The following is a 21,536-nucleotide window of genomic DNA, read 5'->3' as shown; positions in this document are numbered from 1 at the left end:
ATGTTATTTGTTAAAATCAAAAATAGATAAGTTATGCGTTCTATATGGAAAGGCTCTATTGGGTTTGGATTGGTTAACATTCCAGTTAAATTATTTTCTGGTGTGCAAAACAGCAACCTGGATTTTGATATGTTAGACGAACGCGATCATGAAAAAATCAGGTTTATGCGGGTTAATGAAAAAACCCACAAAGAAGTTCCTTTCGAAAAAATAGTAAAAGGCTATTTTCTTAAAGACCGATATGTGATTTTAGACAAGCATGATTTTGAGGAAGCTGCCCCCGAAAAGACCAAGATTATAGAACTTGAAAACTTTGTAGACATAACAGATATTAACCCAGTTTACTACGAAACATCTTACTACACAGAGCCAGAAAAGCAAGGTAGAAAAGCTTATGCGCTACTTTTAAAAGCTTTGGTTAAATCAAAAAAGGCAGGCGTTGGTCGTTTCGTTTTGCGTAATACCGAAAACTTATGTGTAATCCATCCGATGGAGGATGTGATTGTAATTACCAAAATTCGTTTTCAGCAAGAAATCAGGCCTGTATCTGAAATTAATAAAGTGGAAGATATCAACATTACCAAAAAGGAAATGGATGTTGGTTTAGCCTTGATTAAGCAATATAGTTCGTCATTCGACTTAAGTACCTTTAAAGATGATTACAGTAATGAGTTACTAAAAATTATAAAGGCAAAAGCTAAAGGAAAACGTGCTACTGTTAAGAAAATGAAGCCTCAGAAAGCGACTAGTGATGACCTTTATGAACAACTTATGCAAAGCCTTGGTTCGAAAAAAGGTGCTTAATGTTGTTATTAATTGAGCTAAGTTATATTTTAAACAAGTGTAGTTCAATAAATAATTATCCTGGTTTCGTTGTCTGCCGTAAAAATAAATTACTGCCTTATAACATCTTAAAAGCTTTTTGGCAGCTTTTAAAACTTGTTTTTTAAAGATAAACTTTAATATCAAACGTTTGCGTTTCGTTTGTTTAGTAGCTTAATTTCTTTCTTTTCGCCCGAGTAGCGAAATCCTCTAAAAAAATGCATACCATAATTTTATGATGGGTTAGCCTAACATTAAGCTATAATTTTTTAAAATTTAAGTTTATAAGGGCAACGCTTGGATCTTTTTCCAGGTTTTATAAATCAAACGTTTGCGCTTTATTTGTTTGGCAGGCAATATCTGTATCCTCTTATATTGGTCTCGCCGATTCTAAAATAATAGGTTTTAACAGAAATTAATAGGAAAAGGTTAATGCCCTAATTTTTGAATACTCAAAAATAAATAATAAATAAATGATTGAAAAAGTTCTAAAAGCCTACGGACTCGAATACTTAGAATGTGAAATTGAGCCTTTTGGAAATGGTTTAATCAACCAAACCTGGAAAGTATCTGCTAAGAGCGGAAAATATATTTTGCAAAAAGTTAATACGAACGTATTTCATTCTCCACAAGATATAGCCAGTAATACCCTGAAAATAAAAAAATATCTGGATCGGGTTTCGCCACAATATTTATTTATAGCCCCAGCAACTACAACAACAGGCCTTGGGGTTTTCGAAGATAATGAAGCTTTCTATCGACTTTTCCCTTTCGTTGCCGATTCTTTTACCGTTGATGCCGTTACCGAAGCTAACCAGGCTTATCATGCGGCCAAACAATTTGGCAAGTTTACCAGAATTCTTGAGGCTTTTAATCCTCATGATTTAAAGGTTACTATTCCTGATTTTCATAACCTTTCTTTAAGAGCGGAACAGTTTACTTTGGCATTGGAAAATGGCAGTCAGGAGCGTTTAAAAATTGCTAAATGGGCTATCAGTCAAATTGAAACCTTTTCTTGGATTGCTGATCAGTTTAAAGAACTGCTTCAAGAAAATAGCCTTAAAACAAGGGTTACTCACCACGATACCAAAATAAACAATGTGCTTTTACATGTTGGAAGTGGAATAGGATTAAGTGTGATTGATTTGGATACCGTTATGCCTGGTTACTTTATAAGTGATGTTGGCGATATGATGAGAACTTACTTATCCCCCGTAAATGAAGAGGAAACTTCGTTAGATAAAATTATGGTTCGCAATGACGTATTTCTTGCAATTTATAAGGGATATATGGAGGAAATGAGGCGAAGTTTAACCATTAGAGAACAAGAATTGTTTATTTACAGTGGTCAGTTTATGATTTATATGCAAGCTTTACGTTTTTTAACCGATTATCTGAATAATGATATTTATTACCCAGTATCTCATGGAGAACATAATCTTATGCGAGCGAAAAACCAAATTACATTGCTAATAGCTTACACTAAATCAGAAGAATATTTCAAACAAATCATTAAAGAATACGAAGCAGATTTAGAGATTTCGAGCAGCAAAATTATTAGTAACTAAAATTTGATTAAAAAGATAACGAGGTTAAAATAGTTAGTTCATTAGCTTAAATTCTAAACTTGTCGAAAACTTTGTTCTTGAAAATGAAAAACATTCTTCTCTATGCAGCTTTAGAAATCAACTTATTTACTATTGGGTAGGAGAACATTGTAAAGCGCACTGGACAAAGTTTTTAAACCTGATTGCAGTGGAAATACTTTTTGTTGCAGGTTTTAAATGCCTATGTAGTAACATTCGCAAAAAGATTGCAACAAAAAGCAGGACTAGCTTGAAAATGGAACACTGTTTCTTACTTTTCAAATCAAGAGAAATATCCATCTTTTAGCCACTTGATTGGGAGTGTGGGCTTAGATCGTACCAAACTTTTAGCTTTGCACTTTAGTCTTTCAGCTTATTTAGCTATTTTTGGGCTTTTAATATAATTCATGAGCATTTCCACGAAGTACAATCCAGCAGAAACAGAAGATAAATGGTATAGCTATTGGCTATCGAAAAAGTTTTTTCACTCAGAACCTGATGAGCGTGAGCCTTACACTATTGTAATTCCACCGCCAAATGTTACTGGTGTGCTGCACATGGGGCATATGTTAAATAATACGATTCAGGATGTTTTGATTCGTAAAGCCCGTATGGAGGGTAAAAATGCTTGCTGGGTTCCTGGAACTGACCATGCTTCTATCGCTACCGAAGCGAAGGTTGTGGCGATGTTAAAGGAGCAAGGCATCAATAAAAAAGATCTTTCTCGTGAAGAATTTTTGAAATATGCCTGGGAGTGGAAGGAAAAATACGGCGGGATTATTTTAGAACAGTTAAAGAAACTGGGTGCAAGTTGCGATTGGGACCGTACTCGTTTTACAATGGAGGAAGACCTTTCTGCGGCCGTGATCGATTCGTTTATTCATTTATATAAAAAAGGTTGGATTTACCGTGGTATACGCATGGTAAACTGGGATCCAGCGGGTAAAACGGCAGTTTCTGATGAAGAGGTAATTCGTAAGGAAGTAAACCAAAAGCTTTATTACATTAAGTATTTGATTTCGGGGACGGAAGATCAGTTTCTAACGATTGCCACTACTCGTCCGGAAACGATTATGGCTGATGCCGCAATTTGTATTAACCCGAATGATGAACGTTTTACGCACTTAAAGGGTAAAAAAGTTTTTGTACCGCTTGTTAATCACGAAATCCCAGTTATTGAGGATGAATATGTTGATATTGAATTTGGTACAGGCTGTTTAAAAGTTACACCAGCGCATGATTTAAATGATTACGAACTGGGTGTAAAACACAATTTGCCAGTTACCGATATTTTAAATGATGATGGAACCTTAAATGAATTGGCGGTTATTTTGGTGGGCGAAGACAGGTTTGTTGCCCGTAAAAAGATCGCTAAAATGCTTGATGAGGCAGGCCATTTAGATAAGGTTGAAGATTATAAATCGCAGGTTGGTTTCTCGGAGCGTACTGATGCGGCTATTGAACCAAAGCTTTCTATGCAATGGTTTGTAAAGATGAAAGAGATGGCACAGCCAGCTTTGGATGACGTTTTGAATGGTGATGTAAACCTGATTCCAAATAAATTTGAAAATACCTACCGCCATTGGATGGAAAATGTTCGCGATTGGAACATTTCTCGTCAGCTTTGGTGGGGCCAACGCATTCCAGCCTGGTATGATGATAAAGGAAACTGGGTTGTTGCGAAAACTAAGGATGAAGCGTTAGAAGAATTCTGGAAGAAAAAACATTTGGATGAAAGCGCTAACGAAAGTGAAAAAGCTGGATTTAAACATCAGTTGGAGCCTTTCTTAAGGCAAGATGAAGATGTAATGGACACCTGGTTTTCATCATGGTTATGGCCAATTTCGGTTTTCGATGGTTTTAAAGACCCAAATAACAAAGATATCAATTACTACTACCCAACCAATGATCTGGTTACTGCACCAGAGATTATGTTTTTCTGGGTGGCACGTATGATTATGGCTGGACATGAGTTTATGGGCAAAAAACCATTTACTAATGTTTATTTAACTGGTATCGTTCGCGATAAGTTAGGCCGTAAAATGTCTAAATCGTTAGGTAACTCTCCAGATCCGATTGGATTGATCGAAAAATATGGTGCAGATGCCGTTCGTGTGGGTATGTTAATGTCGTCGCCTGCGGGGAACGATTTAATGTTCGATGAAAGTTACTGTGAACAGGGGCGTAATTTTGCTTCAAAAATATGGAATGCCTTCCGCTTGGTAAAAGGTTGGGAGGTTGATGAAAATCTAGAAAATCCGAATAGCCAAGCGATTTCCTGGTTCGAAAACCGTTTTAACGAGGCTTTGGTAGAAATTGAGGCAAACTTTAAACAATATCGTTTATCAGAAGCTTTAACAACCACTTATAAATTGGTTTGGGATGATTTCTGTGCCTGGTATTTAGAAATGGTTAAACCTGCTTATCAACAGCCTATCGATGCCGAAAGTTATAAAGCTACGGTTGGTTTCTTTGAACAGATTATTAAGTTATTACACCCGAATATGCCTTTCTTAACCGAAGAATTGTGGCACGATGATTTGTTTGCCGAACGTGGCGAAATGGATTGCTGTATTGTTGCTGAATTCCCGAAGGGTGGTGCAATTGACGAGAAATTATTGAAAGATGCAGAGGTAATTAAAACGGTTATTGCTGAAATTAGAAATGTTCGTAACCAGAAGCAAATTTCGCCAAAAGAGGCTTTGCCTTTAAGTTTAAAGGTAAACTCTGATATCGATTACGAAAAGTGGCTGAACATTGTTTTCAAATTAGCTAATGTTTCTGAAGCTGAAATTGTAAACGATAAAATTGCTGGTGCAACGGCGTTTATGGCTGGAAAGGACGAATTTTTCATTGCGCTTTCAGAAAATATTGATGTTGATGCAGAACGCATTCGTTTAAATGCTGATTTGGTTTATCTGCAGGGTTTCTTAAAATCTGTTGATGCTAAGCTGGGCAATGAACGTTTTGTACAAAATGCAAAACCAGAAATTATTACCAATGAACGTAATAAAAAAGCAGATGCAGAAGCGAAAATCAAGATCATTGAAGAAAGCTTAGCGATGTTAGGATAAAACATAGATTAAATCTTAAAAGTTTAGAATCAGCCCTTTAGAATTAAGTTTCTAAAGGGCTTTTTGTTTTATAAAGTATTAATAACGCTAAATATCTTCCTGGTATTCAAGTAAGGAGCTGAAGTAATTTGAGCATCGGCCTGCGACTGACCGTTTCTAAAATGTTACTAAACCGTTTTACGATCTTTCATTTAAAAGCACTATTTTAGGGTAGAAAAAGAGCGAAAGCTTTGCTAACCAATATCTATACGTTGCCACCAACGAATGCCTAATTTAACTGAGAATGAGACTAAAAGTTGTAATCATAGTATTTCTTCTTCTGCCATTAGTTTTCAGCTTTCAATCAGAAAATAAATCATTTATAACGCTAGGCATTGTGGCGCCATTAGAAAAAGACAGTTTAATAAATGCGTCTGGATTTAAATTAATGGGAGAGTCGGTTAGTAAAATGATTTCTCCATCCTTATCTGACGAAAAATTCAGACAAAATCTTGAGCTAATTAAAAAGCTTAAGACTAAACTTTACATGTGTAATGTTATGTTCCCTGGCGATATGAAAATTGCTGGACCAGATGTAAACGAAACGACTGTACTCGCTTATGCCGATCGTTTATTTGCCAGAGCGCAACAAGCAAAAATAAAGGTTATAGTGCTCGGAAGCGGAACCGCCCGGCGGTTGCCAGATCACTATGACGTGAAAAAAGCCACAGCAGATTTTATAACCTTAAGTAAAAAAATAGCAGTTATAGCTTCCAAATACCAAGTCAAAATCGCACTAGAAAATCTTCAAAGCAAAGAAACCAATTTTATTAACACAGTGAAATCGGTTGCAGAAATTGTGAGGCTAGTTAATCATCCAAATTTTAAACTTAATGCTGATATTTTCCATATGCGAAGAGCGCATGAGCCTCCTCAAAATATTATCGAAGCAAAAGATTTGCTTATTCATTGCGAAATTGCAGAGGATGCTGAAAGAACTTTGCCAGGCATTAAAGGCGATGATTTTACACCTTACATCGAAGCTCTAAAAATAGCTAAATACAAAGGGCCAATTTTTGTGGAGGCGGGAAGTAATTATTCAGATGCACAGATGGCTTTGTGCTTTAAGTACCTTAACAAACAAAGCGAGAACGTTTATAAAAATTAGATCATATACATTCATATTATCCCATGGAAAACTCCAGAAGAAAATTTATTAAGCAGTCGGCTATTTTTGCTGCGGCAACTTATGCAGGTACAATGGGCATGAGTGCAAAGAGCTATGGCAGAATTATCGGCGCAAACGACCGTGTTCGCGTAGGTGTGGTCGGTTTTTCAGACCGATTTAAAGACACGCTTTTGCCTTGTTTCTTAAATCATAACAAAGAACTAAATTTTGATATAGTTGGGCTTTCTGATTTATGGAACTACCGCAGAGATTTGGGAATTGCTCATCTAAAAGAAAAATTCGGTCACGATATTAAGGCTTGTAGAAACAACGATGAACTTTACGCAACCAAAGATTTGGATGCTGTAATTATCAGCACAGCCGATTTTCAACATGCACTGCATACTATTGAAGCTGTTAAAGCCAATTGTAATGCTTATGTAGAAAAACCATTTGCCGAAACGATGGATGATGCGAAAGCTGCTTTTAAGGCCGTTAAAGCAACAGATCGAATTGTTCAGATCGGGTCGCAGCGCAGAAGCGGAGAAAACTATGCAAATGCAGCAAAATATATTCAGGATGGAAAATTCGGACCGATTACCGCGGTAGATTTAGTTTGGAACGTTAATCAGCCTGGTCGTTGGCGCAGGCCAGATTTGGTTGCTAAACTTAAAGTGGAAGATATCGATTGGAAAAGATTTTTACTTAACCGACCTAACGAAGCTTTCGACCCAAGAAAATATTTAGAGTATAGATTGTTCTGGCCATATTCTTCAGGAATGCCAGGACAGTGGATGTCGCACCAGATTGATACGGTACACTGGTTTACGAACTTAAAACACCCGAGAAGTGTAGTCGCTAATGGTGGTATTTATACCTGGAAAGATGGTCGCAGAAACTGGGATTCGATGGTTGCCGTTTTTGATTATGGTCAGCCAAATACTAATGATGGTTTTCAGGTTACTTTTACCTCGAGAATGCAGAATAGTGTTGGCGATGTTGGCGAAGTTTACTATTCAAATGGCGGAGAACTGAATTTAATAACGAATAAAGTTTCTCCAAAAGGTGGGTTAAAAGAAAAAGAAGCTGCGGCAATGGGTTTGAAAGCCAACTTGCTTCCAGATTTTGATTTAAGTAAAACTGAAATTAAAGCGGCAACTGGCGCAAATATGGGAGGCGATGCCTTAACTTCTGGTCATATGAGAAACTGGATGGAGTGTGTGAGGAGTCGAAAAACACCAAATGCCCCTGTGGAGGCTGGTTATTCGCATTCAATTGCAAATATTATGACTAATGCTGCGGTTCGTACGGGTGCAAAAGCAGTATTCGATGAGGGTAAACAGGAAGTAATCGCTAACGGAAAAGTTTTTAAATATTAATAATTATACATCTTCATTTGGAGGTACGAAGCATTATTTCATCGTCTTAGCCAGACAGGCTTTTTTCTTTTGACAACAAAAGAAACAAAATTGCCAGCTGAAAATTTTTGTATTTAAGTCATTGATTTGGCTTGGTATATGGATCCCCAAAAATTTGTTAGGCTGGGATTTAGTAGAACGGAGAAATAGTGCGATGGACTTTCATGCTGCACAAACAACTTTTATATAACACAAATTATTTATCAACCATGTTAAACCTAAAAAAATATAGTATAATAACACTTTCGCTAATCAGTTTTTCTGCCTTTGCGCAAAAAGCAAAGCCACTCTTCGATGGAAAAACCTTAACCGGATGGAAAGCCGTTGCAGGAGCCGCACCTTATAAAGTGGAAGATGGAATGATCGTGGGTACGATGACCAAGGGCACACCAAACTCATTTTTAATTACAGAAAAAGAATACGGAGATTTTATTCTTGAGTTGGATGTTAAATTAGAAGGCGAAAGCACAAATTCTGGGATCCAAACCCGAAGCCACTTAAAGCCAGAAGGTAATAACGGTAAAGGTTTAGTTTTTGGCAGGCAGGTTGAAATCGATCCAACCCCGAGGGCCTGGACGGGTGGTATTTACGATGAAGCCAGGAGATTGTGGTTATATCCTTTAGAGCTAAATTCGGCGGCAAAACCGTTATATAAAAAGAATGAGTTTAACCATTACCGAATCGAAAATATTGGTAACGAACTTAAAACCTGGGTAAACGGAAGTCCTGTGGCATATGTAATCGATACCCTGGATCGGTCTGGATTTATTGGTTTGCAAGTGCATGGAATTGGTAACGTTTTAGAAAACGATGGGAAGAAAGTTTATTTCAAAAACATCAATATCCAAACAGAAGATTTAAAGCCAAAAGCATTTCCTAAAGGGATTTATAACGTTAATTTAATCCCAAATACCTTATCCGCTTACGAAAAATCGGAAGGTTACAAATTGCTTTTCGATGGTAAAACGAACAATGGATGGGTTGGTGCTTATAAAACAACTTTCCCTGCAAAAGGTTGGAAAATTGCCGATGGGGTAATCAGTGTAGAGCCATCTGGCGGGGCAGAATCTACTAATGGCGGCGATATTGTAACTCAAGAAGAATTTGCTGCTTTCGATATGTCGTTCGAATTTAAACTTACACCAGGCGCAAATAGTGGCGTGAAGTACTTTGTAACCCTTAGCGAAAAAAACACAGGTTCGGCTATTGGTTTAGAATACCAGGTTTTAGATGATGAGTTACACCCTGATGCGAAGTTGGGAAGAGACGGAAATAGAACTTTAGCTTCCTTATATGATTTAATAACAGCGAAAAAAGAAGCCAGATATTTACGTCCGATTGGTAGCTGGAACAACGCTCGCCTAATCGTTTACCCAAATAATAAAGTGGAGCATTATTTGAATGGTGTTAAAGTTTTGGAATACGTTCGTGGTTCGGAAGCGTTTAAAAAACTGGTTGCCATTAGTAAATACAAAGATTGGGAAAACTTTGGCGAGGCGCCAAAAGGCCATATTCTAATTCAGGATCATGGTAATAAAGTTGATTTCAGAACGATTAAAATTAAAACCTTAAAGTAGCTGAGACTTTGGCAAGCGTTTGTTTTTTGAAAATGAACGCTTGCTTTTCATGGCGGGTGGCAGTCCCGCTATTCGCTACAATTTTTTAAATTACAACTGTCATTCTGAGGAACGAAGAATCCTTTTCATTGGTTGCAGATTCTTCGTTCCTCAGAATGACAGCCTATTTATGGTTACTGCTTATTTAAAAAGATTTTCGCTGCTATCGGGTTTATAATGAAAGTTTGTACATTAAAACCACCCAAGCGCAAATAAATAAGATTAAATAGCCTCGACATAAACGGATTCCGATTTAAGCATTGTTTTGCATTTTTAAAAGGTATGCTTACTTTTTTCACAGGTTTCATCGGAAATCGTATTTGGCGGGACTGTCTTACTAAAAAGAATTACAGGCCTTGCGCTCCGAAAGCGTTATAATAATCGTAGATTTTTAACAAAAAAGATTTAATTTATATCATGCACCGCCGTTCGTTTATTAAAAAGTCAGCATTGTTAAGTTCGGGTTTATTTGTGGCTGATGCTGCAGTTGCAAAATTCAGTTTGAATCGTGAAAAAGTAATCAACATCGCAATGATTGGTTGCGGTGATCGAGGCAAAGGTGTGTTATCGGTCATTAAATCGATGCCTGCAAAGTTTAATATCGCTGCATATTGTGATGTTTTGGATTTCAGATTGGAAGAAACGAAGAAATTTGCACCTCAATCTGCAAAGAGCGTTAAAAATTACAAGCAAATTCTAGATGATAAAAATGTTGAGGCTGTATTTATCGCTACGCCTTTAAGTGCACATTTTCAAATCGCTAAAGATGCTGTTTTGGCTGGCAAACATGTTTATGTAGAAAAAACCATGACCTATAATATTGCCCAGGCATTAGAATTGAAAAATTTGGTTTTGAAATATCCGAAGCAGGTTTATCAGGTCGGCTATCAATATCGCTATTCGCCCCTTTATTTTAAGGTTAAGGATATGATTAGGAGTGGATATTTGGGAGATGTTTCGCAAGTAGATTGCCGTTGGGATAGAAATGGAAATTGGCGACGAAATGTAAGCGATCCCAAACTGGAGAGGCAAATAAACTGGCGGATGTACAAGGAATATTCTGGCGGTTTGGCTGCCGAACTATTATCTCACCAAATAGATTTTATCAATTGGGCCTTCGAAACCCAGCCTGATGCGATAACAGGAACTGGTGGTATCGACATTTTTAAAGACGGTAGAGAAACCTATGATAATATTCAGGCCATGTTTAGATACGAAAAAGCTGGAATGATCGGTAATTTTGGTGCTACCTGCGGCAATGCTCGTGATGGTTATCTTTTTAAAATAAAGGGAACCAAAGGTTCGGTAAATCTCTTGCCTGATACAGGGATTTTTTACCCTGAGCAGCAAACCAAAAAAGAATTGGGCATTGTTGATGGCGTAACTGGAGCCACAAAAATTGTGGTAAACAAAGATGGTGGAATCCCGATTTTGGATGCGCCAACGAAAGATGGAACAACTTATGCCTTAGATGAATTTTATGAATCGGTTATTACAGGGAAATTTCCAGCGTCGAATGTGAAAACAGGTACGCAGGCTGCCATTTGCGTAGCGCTCTGCAATGAGGCCATTTTCTCTGGCAATAAGCAGGTTTGGAAAAACGAGTATAATTTGTAAGATTCCAAAGTATTATGTCAGTCTGAGCCTGTCGAAGACTTTCTACTTATGGTCTTCGACAGGCTCAGACTGACAGCCTTAATTACGTTACAAATCCAGGTAATCTGGCATTTCCTGTGTAAACGCAAAACTCCCTTTTTCTACGTCCATTTTAGCATAAACGTGTTGTAAACCATTAGTTAGAACAATCCATTTTGCCTGGTGAATAGAATTGTACCGAGATGCTTGTTCAAAAACAGCTTGAGTAATTTTAACTTTGGGTGCCTTACATTCAATTAATACTAATTTTTCGCCATCGGAGTTGTAAACCAAAATATCGCTGCGTTTTTGCAATTGGTTAAGCACCAGTCCACCTTCAATTTGAATCAATGTTTTAGGGAATTTCTTTGCGGTAATCAGGTTTTGAATAAAATGCTGACGAACCCATTCCTCTGGCGTTAAAACTAAATGCTTTTTTCTTAATTCATCAAAAATGAAAACAACATCATCTTTTTTGGTGATTTTAAAAGGATAAGGCGGAAGATTAAGCGGGGTGGGGTTAAACATTTTAAAATTCGGTTGAGCAATTTGAACAATTAACCAATTAAACATTCTTACAGCGGTCAAAGTTAATATTGTTTATAAACATTTACCTAAATCCTAAAAGCTAAATTGTAATTTTACGGCAATGACTGCTGCCGAAATTATTAAGGATATAAAAGCTAGAAAGTTTAAGCCTGTGTATTTATTACATGGTGAAGAAGCTTATTACATTGATCAAGTAACCGAATACATCGAAGATAAATTATTGAACGAGGCCGAAAAAGGCTTTAATCAAACTGTTTTGTATGGTAAGGATACCGATATGGCGACTGTTTTAGGTGCTGCAAAGCGATATCCGATGATGTCAGACTATCAGGTAGTGATTGTTAAAGAGGCACAGGATTTGAAATGGGCAAAAGAAGAAGGGAGTAGCAAAGAGGCAGAATTTGTTTTAAACTATTTCGAAAAACCACTTCCGAGTACCATTTTAGTTTTGGCATTTAAATATGCTAATTTCGATAAACGAAAAAAAATCTACAAGGCGATTAGTAAAAGTGGTCTTATCTTTCAATCTGATTTGGTTCGTGATTATAAGTTAGTTCCATGGATTGAAGATTTTATAAAAGAAAAAGGCTATAAAATCGACCAGCAGGCATCGGCATTAATGGCCGAATATCTGGGTACAGATCTTTCTAAAATTGCCAATGAAATTGAAAAGTTAATGCTAAATGTGTCTAAAGACACTATTATTAACACCGACTTGGTTCAGAAAAATATTGGTATTAGTAAAGAATACAATGTTTTTGAGTTACAGAAAGCCTTAGCAATCCGCGATGTTTTAAAATGCAATCGCATTATCAGTTATTTTGCCAGCAACCCAAAAGCTAATCCGACGGTAATGGTATTGGCAAATCTTGGTGGCTATTTTACCAAGCTTTTAAAATATCATTATATTCCCAATAAGGCCGATGCGGCTTCCGCTTTGGGGGTTCCTCCATTTTTTATTAAAGATTACGAGGTTGCCGCCAGAAATTACAATACTGGAAAAGTTTTTCAGGTGATTAGTTTATTAAGGGAATACGATTTAAAAAGTAAGGGTTTGGACAGTAGTGGGAATGTGGATGATGGCGAACTCTATAAAGAACTTATTTTTAAGATTATACATTAGGAATCAATAATTAAAAGCTTAAAGACTAAAGCTGAAAGACTAAAGCCCAGGCTTAAAGGCTAGAGCTTAAAGCTTAAAGCCTAAAGCTAAAAGACTAAAGCTTAAAGCCTAAAGCCCAGACTTAAAGGCTAGAGCTTAAAGCCTAAAGCTAAAAGACTAAAGCCAAAGACTAAATACTAAAACCATGCTACAAGGATTAAGAACCATAGTTTATTATGTAGGCGATTTGCCAGCAGCAAAAGAATGGTATAAAAAGATTTTCGAAATTGAGCCTTATTTCGATGAACCGTATTATGTTGGTTATAATGTTGGTGGCTTCGAATTGGGTTTAAATCCTGATGATTCTGGCTATAGTAACGGCAACCATTCGATAACTTATTGGGGTGTTAAAGATATTAAAGAAACTTTTGCCCGTTTTGCCAAGCTTGAAGTGGAAATTCATGAGCAACCTAACAATGTTGGTGGGGCAATTTGGGTTGGTAGCATTTTCGATCCGTTTGGAAATGTAATTGGGCTTATCGAAAATCCTGATTTTTCTTTATAAAATCATTTTTCTCCTTAAACTTAGCAATTAAGCTGCTTTGTAACTTAAAAGTTATTACTGAAACGGTTTCAAATCTTCGTTCTGAAACTATATTTACAGCCAAATCAACTAATTTGTTATGAAGAAAAATTTACTCAGCATATTATTTGCTGTTTCTGCCGTTACTTTTGCTCAGGCACAAGTAAGGCAAGGCCAAACTGTTGCCACGACAGATTCTACCAGGCGAGCTCCAGGTGCGGCATTAGGCTCGGGCGTTCGTGCGCAGCCTAAACCATACGATCAGGTTATTACCAGTAAGGCATCTACCAGAAAAGGTATGATTACTACCCATAAATTAGAAGATAAGTTTTTCTTCGAAATTGCCGATACAACATTAGGAAGAGATATTTTAGTGGTTAGTCGTATATCTAAATCGGGTGCAGAAGTTAGAGCTGCCCAAGGTTATGCAGGCGATCAGATTGGAAGTGCTGTTATCCGTTTTGAAAAAGGACCAAACAACCGCATTTTTATGCGTAAAGTGAGTTACAGAACTTATGGACCTGATAGTACAACTTCTATGTACCAGTCTTTAAAAAACTCAAATATTCAAGCTATTGCAGCTTCATTTAACATCGCAGCCTTTACACCTGATAAAACCGGAAGCGTTATCGATATTACAGATTATTTGAACAGCGATAATGATATTTTTTATTTCAGCTCTCCTGCGTCTAAAACCCGTTTCAGATTGGGTGCTCAACTGGCAGACAGAAGCTATATTCAAAATTTAAGAAGCTTTCCTACAAATGTAGAAATCAGCACGGTTAAAACTTATAGCTTAACTGCTGCTCCAAATCCTTTTGGCGGTGCTGCAGCTTCGGCTATGGGTGGTGCTCCAGCTGGTTCATCAACTGTTGAGTTAAATACATCATTGGTTATTTTACCTAAAGTGCCAATGAAAGCTCGTTATTTCGATCCGCGTGTAGGTTATTTCGCTGTTGGATATACCGATTTTGATTTAAATCCTCAAGGTGTAAAAGAAATCGAATTAATTAAAAGATGGAGATTAGAGCCAAAACCACAAGATTTAGCAAAATACAAACGTGGCGAACTGGTTGAACCGATTAAACCAATTATCTTTTACATCGATCCAGCTACACCGAAGAAATGGATACCGTATTTAAAAGCAGGTGTTGATGATTGGGCAAAAGCATTTGAAAAAGCAGGTTTCAAGAATGCGGTTATGGCTAAAGAAGCGCCGAGCTTTAAACAGGATTCTACCTGGAGTATCGATGATGCACGTCATTCGGCTATTGTTTACAAACCATCTGAAATTGCAAACGCAAGCGGACCAAGTATCTCAGATCCACGTAGTGGTGAAATTATGGAAAGTCACATTAACTGGTTCCATAATGTTCAAAAACTGGTTCACGACTGGTACATGATTCAAACCGCTGCTGTAGATACAAGAGCTCGTAAAATGACTTTCAGCGATGAGTTAATGGGCGATTTAATTCGTTTTGTTTCTTCTCACGAAGTTGGTCATACTTTAGGTTTACGTCATAATTATGGCTCAAGCTCTACAGTTCCTACCGAATTATTGAGAGATAAAAAATGGGTAGAAGCAAATGGGCACACGCCATCTATTATGGATTATGCCCGCTTTAACTATGTTGCGCAACCAGAAGATAAGATTTCGCCAAAAGGATTATATCCTCGCATTGGCGATTATGATAAATGGGCAATAGAGTGGGGTTATAAGTACTTCCCTGAAACTAAAAATGCAGAACAAGAGGTGCCAATTTTAAATAAAATGACTATCGAATCTGCTAAAAACCGTAGATTATGGTTCGGCACCGAAACTAATCCAGATGATCCGCATTCGCAAAATGAAGATTTATCGGATAATGCAATGAAAGCGAGTACTTACGGTATTAAAAATCTTAAAGTAATTTTAACAAATTTACCAGAGTGGACTAAAGAACCTGCCGATGGTTATGCTAATTTAGAGAACATGTACGGTCAGTTAACAACACAGTTTGGTCGTTATATGGGACATGTTGCTAAAAACATCGGTGGTATATATGAAAATCCAAAAACAGTTGAGCAGGCAGGTTCTGTTTACGAACGTACCCCAGCAGCTACTCAAAAAGAGGCAATGACGTTTTTAGATACACAGTTATTTAAAACACCAACCTGGTTATTAAATAAACCGATTTTAGATAACATTTCTCAGGACGGTTTAGAAGTTGTAGGCAGACTGCAAAATACAACCATCAACAGAATTTTAAGTACAAGTACTTTAACCAAATTAATTTCTGCAGAAGCTTTAGATGGCGCATCAGCTTATAAAATTACCGACTTATTCGCTGATTTAAATGGTTCTATTTTCTCTGAACTGAAAGCAAATCAGCCAATTGATGTTTACAGAAGAAACTTGCAGAAATTATATGTAGATAAACTAATTTCTATTGTTAAGCCTGCTGCAATGCCTACCGCTACAAATGCTATTTTAGCTGGTGGCAGAGGTGGTGCATCGCAAAGTGGTTTAACGGCTTCACAAAGTGATGTATTATCTGTAGTGAAAGGTCAGTTAAGAGAATTGGAAGGTACAATTAAAGCGGGTTCAGGTTCTGCAACCGGTTTAAGTAAATATCATTTACAAGATCTTTCTGATAGAATTGAAAATGCCTTAGATGCAAAAAAATAAATAGAGGAAACTCATCCCCACAAAAAAAGCTGCCAGTTTTATTACTGGCAGCTTTTTTTATATTGACTAAAAATTACATTTTATTCAATCCGACAAAAACAACGGCAAAAACAGCCAGAGCGCCCGCTACATAGCCAACTGTTCCAATTCCTCCACGTTTTGTTTCTGCTTTGCTGTTTCTTATTTTATTATATGCCGCATCGCGATAAGCTTTTACATATATAGAATCATTTAAAAGCGAAGTATTACTTGCCTGTTCTTTCGATGGTTTAAAATAATCAGAAGAACTTTCGCTCCTTTGGTTCCTGATTTTTTTTATAGTTTCTTCTTTTAACATAAAGTTTTGTACATCGGCAACCGCAATCCTTTTTATGGAGTCGGGATTAGAAGTTTGTGAAAATGCATTACCTGATAAGGCAGATGTTAGAAGAGAAGCGAATAGGAGAGACTTAAACATATATAAAAATACAATTTATTAATTTCATTTTAATATTTGAGTTGGGCAAAAAGAAAATTCTAATGACTTTGATTGTGTATTTTGGTCTAGCTTTTTTACTGAAAAACCTTTTGATTAATGCTTAAAATTTATTGAACTAACAATATCATAAGCGTAAAGTTTTATTGATTTGGAATTTTATCAAGCAAATATTCACCTCCGTTAAAAAACATTTGTTCATTTAGGATAAGAAAAAATATTGTACTCAGTTTAATAGAATGATAAAACTAATTTAATTTCCTGGAAAGCATAAAAAAAGGGTAAACAGCTCCGCCATTTACCCTCATATCTAAATTAACGCTCTCAAACATGAAGTTTGATTACAAGGCTCTCAACCCTTGATGGTATAAAGTTACGTGATGTTATATGAAGATTTAATGAAGTCGGTTTGAATTTAGATTTGTAATCCTTTTTCTGAGCCTGCTTAACGTTTCCAAGTTTATATTTTAGTATTTATCATTTTCATCAACATCTTTAAACTGGATAAAGTGTGGAAACAATATGGCATTAATACTAACGGATGTTTTCTAAAACTTTTCTTTTACCGTCTATTGCTGCTTCATCATAATTCAAACCAAGTATATCTGCAACGAGTGGATAAACATTTACGTTTTCAAAAGACGGTATTTTTAAACCTTTTTTAAATGTTGGTCCCCAGGCTAAAAATGTAGCGTGCATGTCTTTCACAACCGAAGGATCAAACCCATGATACCCTGCTCCAGGTTTTCTGCTGGAGAAAACTTTTGGCCAGGTGGGAATCAGTAAAATGTCGCCAATACGATTCATCTTATCATCTTTTGAACTATAGTGAAAATGTTCAGGCATTTCACTTTTTAAATAGGTGGTGTAATCTTTTTCTTCGCTTTTTAATTTTTGATATAAGGTATTTATGTCTGCTTTATTTTTGGCGTGAATATCCATCATGGTACCTGAAGATGCAATAATGTATTTAGCGCTATCAATAGATTTGGGGGTAGGTATTGGATTTTCACGGTCAACAGCAGTCATACCATGATCTGAAACAAATACGTAGTTAACAGGCAGTTTAGTGGTTGCAACAGCTTTGGTAAGTTCATAAATAATAGAATCTACTTCCTTAACAGCCTTACTGGCGTCATCGGATTCTGGTCCAAAACTATGTCCAGCATGGTCAGGTTCAGAAAGATAAAATGTTATTAGGTGAGGTCTTTGTTCTTCTGGTAACATCAGCCATTCTTTTACCGTGTTTATGCGTTGGGCAACAGGAATTTTTTCGTTATAATCATAATAGTAACTAGGTCTTGTTCCTTTAATTTCAGCTTCAGAGCCTACCCAAAACATACTTGCAGTCATCATGTTTTGTTGCTCGGCAAGTACCCAAAGTGGCGTACCTCCATACCACTTACCATCTTTCACTTTAGCTTTGGCACCCATCGAATAGCGCTCGTTTGATTTTTCATCCAGGAAGCTGTTATTAACCAATCCATGGTGGGAAGGGTATAATCCAGTAACAATGGTATAGTGATTTGGAAAGGTTAAGGAAGGAAAACTAGGAATCATTGATTCAGCTTGTACACCCTTACTGCCGAGCTCGAGTAAGTGAGTCGCTTTATATTTTTGAGCATAATCCCACCTAAAACCATCGGCCGATATTAATATTACATAAGGTTTCTTTTGCTGCTCCAACGAATTTTTTCTGCCCTGTGCTTTGTGTTGTAGCGTATCGGTTTGTGCCGCTGCATTTAAACTTCCAGCTACTATAAGTAAGAAAAGCACAAAGTATTTAAACTCTTTTTTAATTATTTTCATTTATCAATTTTTAAGCTTAGTTATAGATTTCTTTTAGCAAACCAGCCAGGCGGAAGACAGCCTGGGCAAGGCCTTTTTCATTACCTCGGCATGATCGGGATGGCGAGCAACAGCAGGGATTGTAATTTTTCTTGACATAATATAATAATGAGAAAGGGGCGGCTTAATGCAACCAACCGCGATCAACAAGGCTGCAAATTTCCGTCTTTAAATTAAAAACTATGTTATCGGAATGTTAACATAGTTTTTAAATACCGTATAAAGCTTGTTACGAGCCAAGAGTATTATAGAATGAATATTCAATCTCTGGTCTTTCTTTCTATTTTGTACCAATTATGTTTTATACCATCGAAATTGAAAGTTTCAATAAAGCTAAAGCCTATTTTATTTAGAATTTTATTTGAACCATCGTTTTCACAATCTACAATAGCATAAACTTCATTGGCCTGGAGTTTATCAAAAGCATATTCGAGCGAAGCTATTGCCGTTTCAGTAGCGATTCCCTGTCCCCAATATCTTTTAATTAGTCTATAACCCAGATCGTAATAATTTTTATGGTGATTGGTTTCTTCTGTTATTAGTTTTAAGCCCGTCCAGCCAATAAATTTATTTGTTTTCTTATCTATGATGGCCCAGCGCCCGATGCCATTACTAAGGTATTGTGCTCTGATAAAATTTATATCTTCAATGGCTTGTGTGGTGCTTGTTATTGGTTTATTACCCAGGTATTTTTGTACTTCGGGATCAGCGTTGAGCTCGAAAAATCCCTCTGCATCTGTTGGTAGTATTTCTCTTAAAATGAATCTTTCAGTTTCTGCAAATATTTTCATGGCGATTATTTATTAGCGATACTGTCTTTTATTTATGTTGTTTAAATAGCCATTCAGGAATTTCAGCGCTTAATAATAACGGGATATTTATCGTGTCGTGATTCAGCTCTGTAAATGTTTTAAAAGTTATTTTTTTACTCTGTTTTAATTGTTCAAATAATTCGGCACTTCCTTTATATGGGTTTTCAACATCTTTTTGTCCGTGAATAAGGAGGATGCTTTTACGCTTCATGGCTTTAAGATTAGAAAAATCGGGAACAGCAGCTATAGAAACTACTGCGGCAAACTTCTGTGGCGCTAAGCTTAATAGGTTTTGAGCTGTTGAAGCGCCCATTGAGTAACCGACTAAGTAAATTTTTGATTGGTCGATATTGGTGTATTTTGCCTCCATCTCGTTCAGTAAATCTAAAACTAAGTTAATCTTATCACCAGGCTTTGAAAGCAACAAACCATTTTCATTTGCCAAATAATTTGAAGAACGTTCGTTAAACTGAGGGGCAATAACGAAGCAATTGTAGTTTTCGTAAATTTCTGGTCTTAACCAAATTTTAGATAAAGGCTCCAGTTGTTTTTCATTATCGTTTCCGATACGTGTAGAATTATGAAAGGTTATAACTACAGGATATTTCTTTTTTATGTCGTAATTTTTAGGGAATAAAAGTCTGTATGGCAATTCTGTATTATTATGCTTATAAATTCTTTTTTCGAACTTATCATTCGGAATTTTATTGATTATGGTTTTGGTTTCTACAAATGTTAAACTGTCTACTTTTAAATGATCGAATGTTTGAATTTGAGCGATTGCAAAGCTAGTGTTAAAGCATAATGCGGAAAATATTATTAGGTTTTTTAAATGTTTATGCATTTTTTATTATTGAGGATTTATTGCCCTAAGATATATATTATAAAGTTTTTCAGGTTATAATATTTACCTAAACTGGTGTTATATGTACAATGCAATTATATTATTTGTTAAGCTAAACTCGGACTGAAAATTCGGCTAAATATATTTGTTTTTTGTAGGTACCTGGGGATAATCCCGTTATTTTTTTAAAGGTCTTTGAAAAGTAGGAGAGGTTATCGAATCTAAGATGAAGGGCAATTTCGGTGTAATTTAAAGCCGTTGTTGCCATCATATACTGAGCTCTTTCAATACGTTTTTGCACCAAAAAGTTTAACGGGCGGATACCTGTATGCTTTTTAAACTGACGTGAAAAATAATCTACATTTTGATCTACCCGTGCTGCGAGGCTGGATACAGATAGATCTGAATCTAAGTGTTTAAGAATATAAGTTACCGTATCGACCATGTTTGATGACTGGACACTCTGGGGCCTGGTATGATGGGTTTCAAAATTTAAAAATCGGGAACTTAATTGTTGAATGATACCAAGAGTTTCATAAAACGTCGAAGAATTTTGTCTTAGATTCTTTTGTTGGCAATCATTGTAAAAAAGTTCGTTTTCATAGGTTTTTGGGTCGTAAGATTTTGTAATGCCTCGCTCTGGGTTAATTTCAATAAGCCTTTGGAAAAGTTGAAAATCAAGATCGCTGGCAGAAACCTTCGCTATAGATTTTATGTTTTGAAATAAAGAACTGCCTGTTTCTAAATCATCAAAAAACTGTACATAATATTGCGTCAGTTTATCCTTGCATAACATATCGCACATGGTATAGCTGGGTACTAAGTATATATAGCCTTTTTCTAATTTGATATTACCTGTTGCATCAGATAACTGTCCAAGCCCAGCGCCTATATAATAAATTCTGGTATATGGGCTGATTATTCCACGATAACTCCAATTGGATGTAAGTTCTACGACATCGACATTTAGCAACGAGTAGCGCTGTTGTGATAAACGATTTAGCATCTGAATTAATCTAGGGATTTATATAAAATCAGAAGTCGGATTTTTACCAAAAAAATTCCTTTTTCTACAAATAAAGATATATTATTTCATTTAAGTTTGAATAACCAATATAAACTTTTGTTATTCGCATAAGGAATAATATTAATGTTTGAAGAACTTTTTTGTAACCATGTTGTCAGGATGCGTGATTTGCCAAGTTTCATTAACCTGCAATGGGAACAACTAGCTTATTAGGTATTAAAGTGGAACATGTTAAATTATTTTGCTGTATGTTAAATTTCATCGAAGGAGGCGGTGGTTTTGCCTTTAAGCTTTTTTAACTATTAAAATTTCATTAAATAACTGTACTAA

16 protein-coding genes are annotated in these 21,536 nt (G+C 36.2%); 10 read left to right on the top strand and 6 right to left on the bottom strand.

Going from position 1 to position 21,536, the window contains the following annotated elements:
- The first annotated feature begins 33 nt into the window (after positions 1-33).
- The 7 genes from ku to ACZZZI_RS01845 all read left to right on the top strand — a co-directional run bounded on the left by ku (position 34) and on the right by ACZZZI_RS01845 (position 11,280).
- Entirely contained in the window at positions 34-804 is a 771-nt protein-coding gene (ku, locus tag ACZZZI_RS01875; RefSeq protein ID WP_316761120.1) for a non-homologous end joining protein Ku, read from the top strand.
- Between the two features lie 491 nt (positions 805-1,295).
- Entirely contained in the window at positions 1,296-2,390 is a 1,095-nt protein-coding gene (locus ACZZZI_RS01870; RefSeq protein ID WP_463488459.1) for a phosphotransferase enzyme family protein, read from the top strand.
- A gap of 425 nt (positions 2,391-2,815) precedes the next feature.
- Entirely contained in the window at positions 2,816-5,482 is a 2,667-nt protein-coding gene (locus tag ACZZZI_RS01865) for a valine--tRNA ligase (RefSeq protein WP_463488458.1), read from the top strand.
- Between the two features lie 283 nt (positions 5,483-5,765).
- On the top strand, positions 5,766-6,629 hold the full coding sequence (locus ACZZZI_RS01860) for a sugar phosphate isomerase/epimerase family protein (protein WP_463488457.1): 864 nt from the start codon (positions 5,766-5,768) through the stop codon (positions 6,627-6,629).
- A 23-nt stretch (positions 6,630-6,652) separates the two neighbouring features.
- Positions 6,653-8,008, top strand: coding sequence for a Gfo/Idh/MocA family protein (locus ACZZZI_RS01855; protein ID WP_463488456.1), 1,356 nt, complete (start codon positions 6,653-6,655; stop codon positions 8,006-8,008).
- Between the two features lie 248 nt (positions 8,009-8,256).
- The gene (locus ACZZZI_RS01850) at positions 8,257-9,624 is read left to right on the top strand and encodes a 3-keto-disaccharide hydrolase (RefSeq protein WP_463488455.1); all 1,368 of its coding nucleotides are present in this window, start codon (positions 8,257-8,259) and stop codon (positions 9,622-9,624) included.
- Positions 9,625-10,080: 456 nt separating this feature from the next.
- Complete coding sequence (locus ACZZZI_RS01845) at positions 10,081-11,280, top strand: Gfo/Idh/MocA family protein (RefSeq protein WP_463488454.1); 1,200 nt, start codon at positions 10,081-10,083, stop codon at positions 11,278-11,280.
- Between the two features lie 87 nt (positions 11,281-11,367).
- Here ACZZZI_RS01845 and ACZZZI_RS01840 read toward each other — a convergent pair whose 3' ends face one another.
- Complete coding sequence (locus ACZZZI_RS01840; protein ID WP_463491755.1) at positions 11,368-11,826, bottom strand: type I restriction enzyme HsdR N-terminal domain-containing protein; 459 nt, start codon at positions 11,824-11,826, stop codon at positions 11,368-11,370.
- Between the two features lie 121 nt (positions 11,827-11,947).
- Here ACZZZI_RS01840 and holA point away from each other — a divergent pair, with 121 nt between their 5' ends.
- From holA to ACZZZI_RS01825, 3 genes are all read left to right on the top strand, one after another.
- A complete protein-coding gene (gene holA / locus ACZZZI_RS01835; protein WP_344766066.1) occupies positions 11,948-12,970 on the top strand; it encodes a DNA polymerase III subunit delta in 1,023 nt (340 codons plus the stop codon).
- A 184-nt stretch (positions 12,971-13,154) separates the two neighbouring features.
- Positions 13,155-13,514, top strand: coding sequence for a VOC family protein (locus tag ACZZZI_RS01830; protein WP_424059073.1), 360 nt, complete (start codon positions 13,155-13,157; stop codon positions 13,512-13,514).
- A 118-nt stretch (positions 13,515-13,632) separates the two neighbouring features.
- Entirely contained in the window at positions 13,633-16,200 is a 2,568-nt protein-coding gene (locus tag ACZZZI_RS01825) for a zinc-dependent metalloprotease (RefSeq protein WP_463488453.1), read from the top strand.
- A 73-nt stretch (positions 16,201-16,273) separates the two neighbouring features.
- Here ACZZZI_RS01825 and ACZZZI_RS01820 read toward each other — a convergent pair whose 3' ends face one another.
- From ACZZZI_RS01820 to ACZZZI_RS01800, 5 genes are all read right to left on the bottom strand, one after another.
- Complete coding sequence (locus tag ACZZZI_RS01820; protein WP_424059041.1) at positions 16,274-16,657, bottom strand: hypothetical protein; 384 nt, start codon at positions 16,655-16,657, stop codon at positions 16,274-16,276.
- Positions 16,658-17,209: 552 nt separating this feature from the next.
- Complete coding sequence (locus ACZZZI_RS01815) at positions 17,210-18,484, bottom strand: alkaline phosphatase family protein (RefSeq protein ID WP_463488452.1); 1,275 nt, start codon at positions 18,482-18,484, stop codon at positions 17,210-17,212.
- Positions 18,485-18,783: 299 nt separating this feature from the next.
- Complete coding sequence (locus tag ACZZZI_RS01810) at positions 18,784-19,314, bottom strand: GNAT family N-acetyltransferase (protein ID WP_463488451.1); 531 nt, start codon at positions 19,312-19,314, stop codon at positions 18,784-18,786.
- Between the two features lie 28 nt (positions 19,315-19,342).
- On the bottom strand, positions 19,343-20,179 hold the full coding sequence (locus tag ACZZZI_RS01805) for a carboxylesterase family protein (RefSeq protein ID WP_463488450.1): 837 nt from the start codon (positions 20,177-20,179) through the stop codon (positions 19,343-19,345).
- A gap of 112 nt (positions 20,180-20,291) precedes the next feature.
- Positions 20,292-21,185 carry a helix-turn-helix domain-containing protein gene (locus tag ACZZZI_RS01800; protein ID WP_344767650.1) on the bottom strand — a complete coding sequence of 298 codons (894 nt, stop codon included), beginning with the start codon at positions 21,183-21,185 and terminating at the stop codon, positions 20,292-20,294.
- Positions 21,186-21,536: the final 351 nt, after the last annotated feature.

Source organism: Pedobacter sp. AC190 (assembly GCF_979258025.1).
This window is presented reverse-complemented; position numbering and strand designations above follow the sequence as displayed.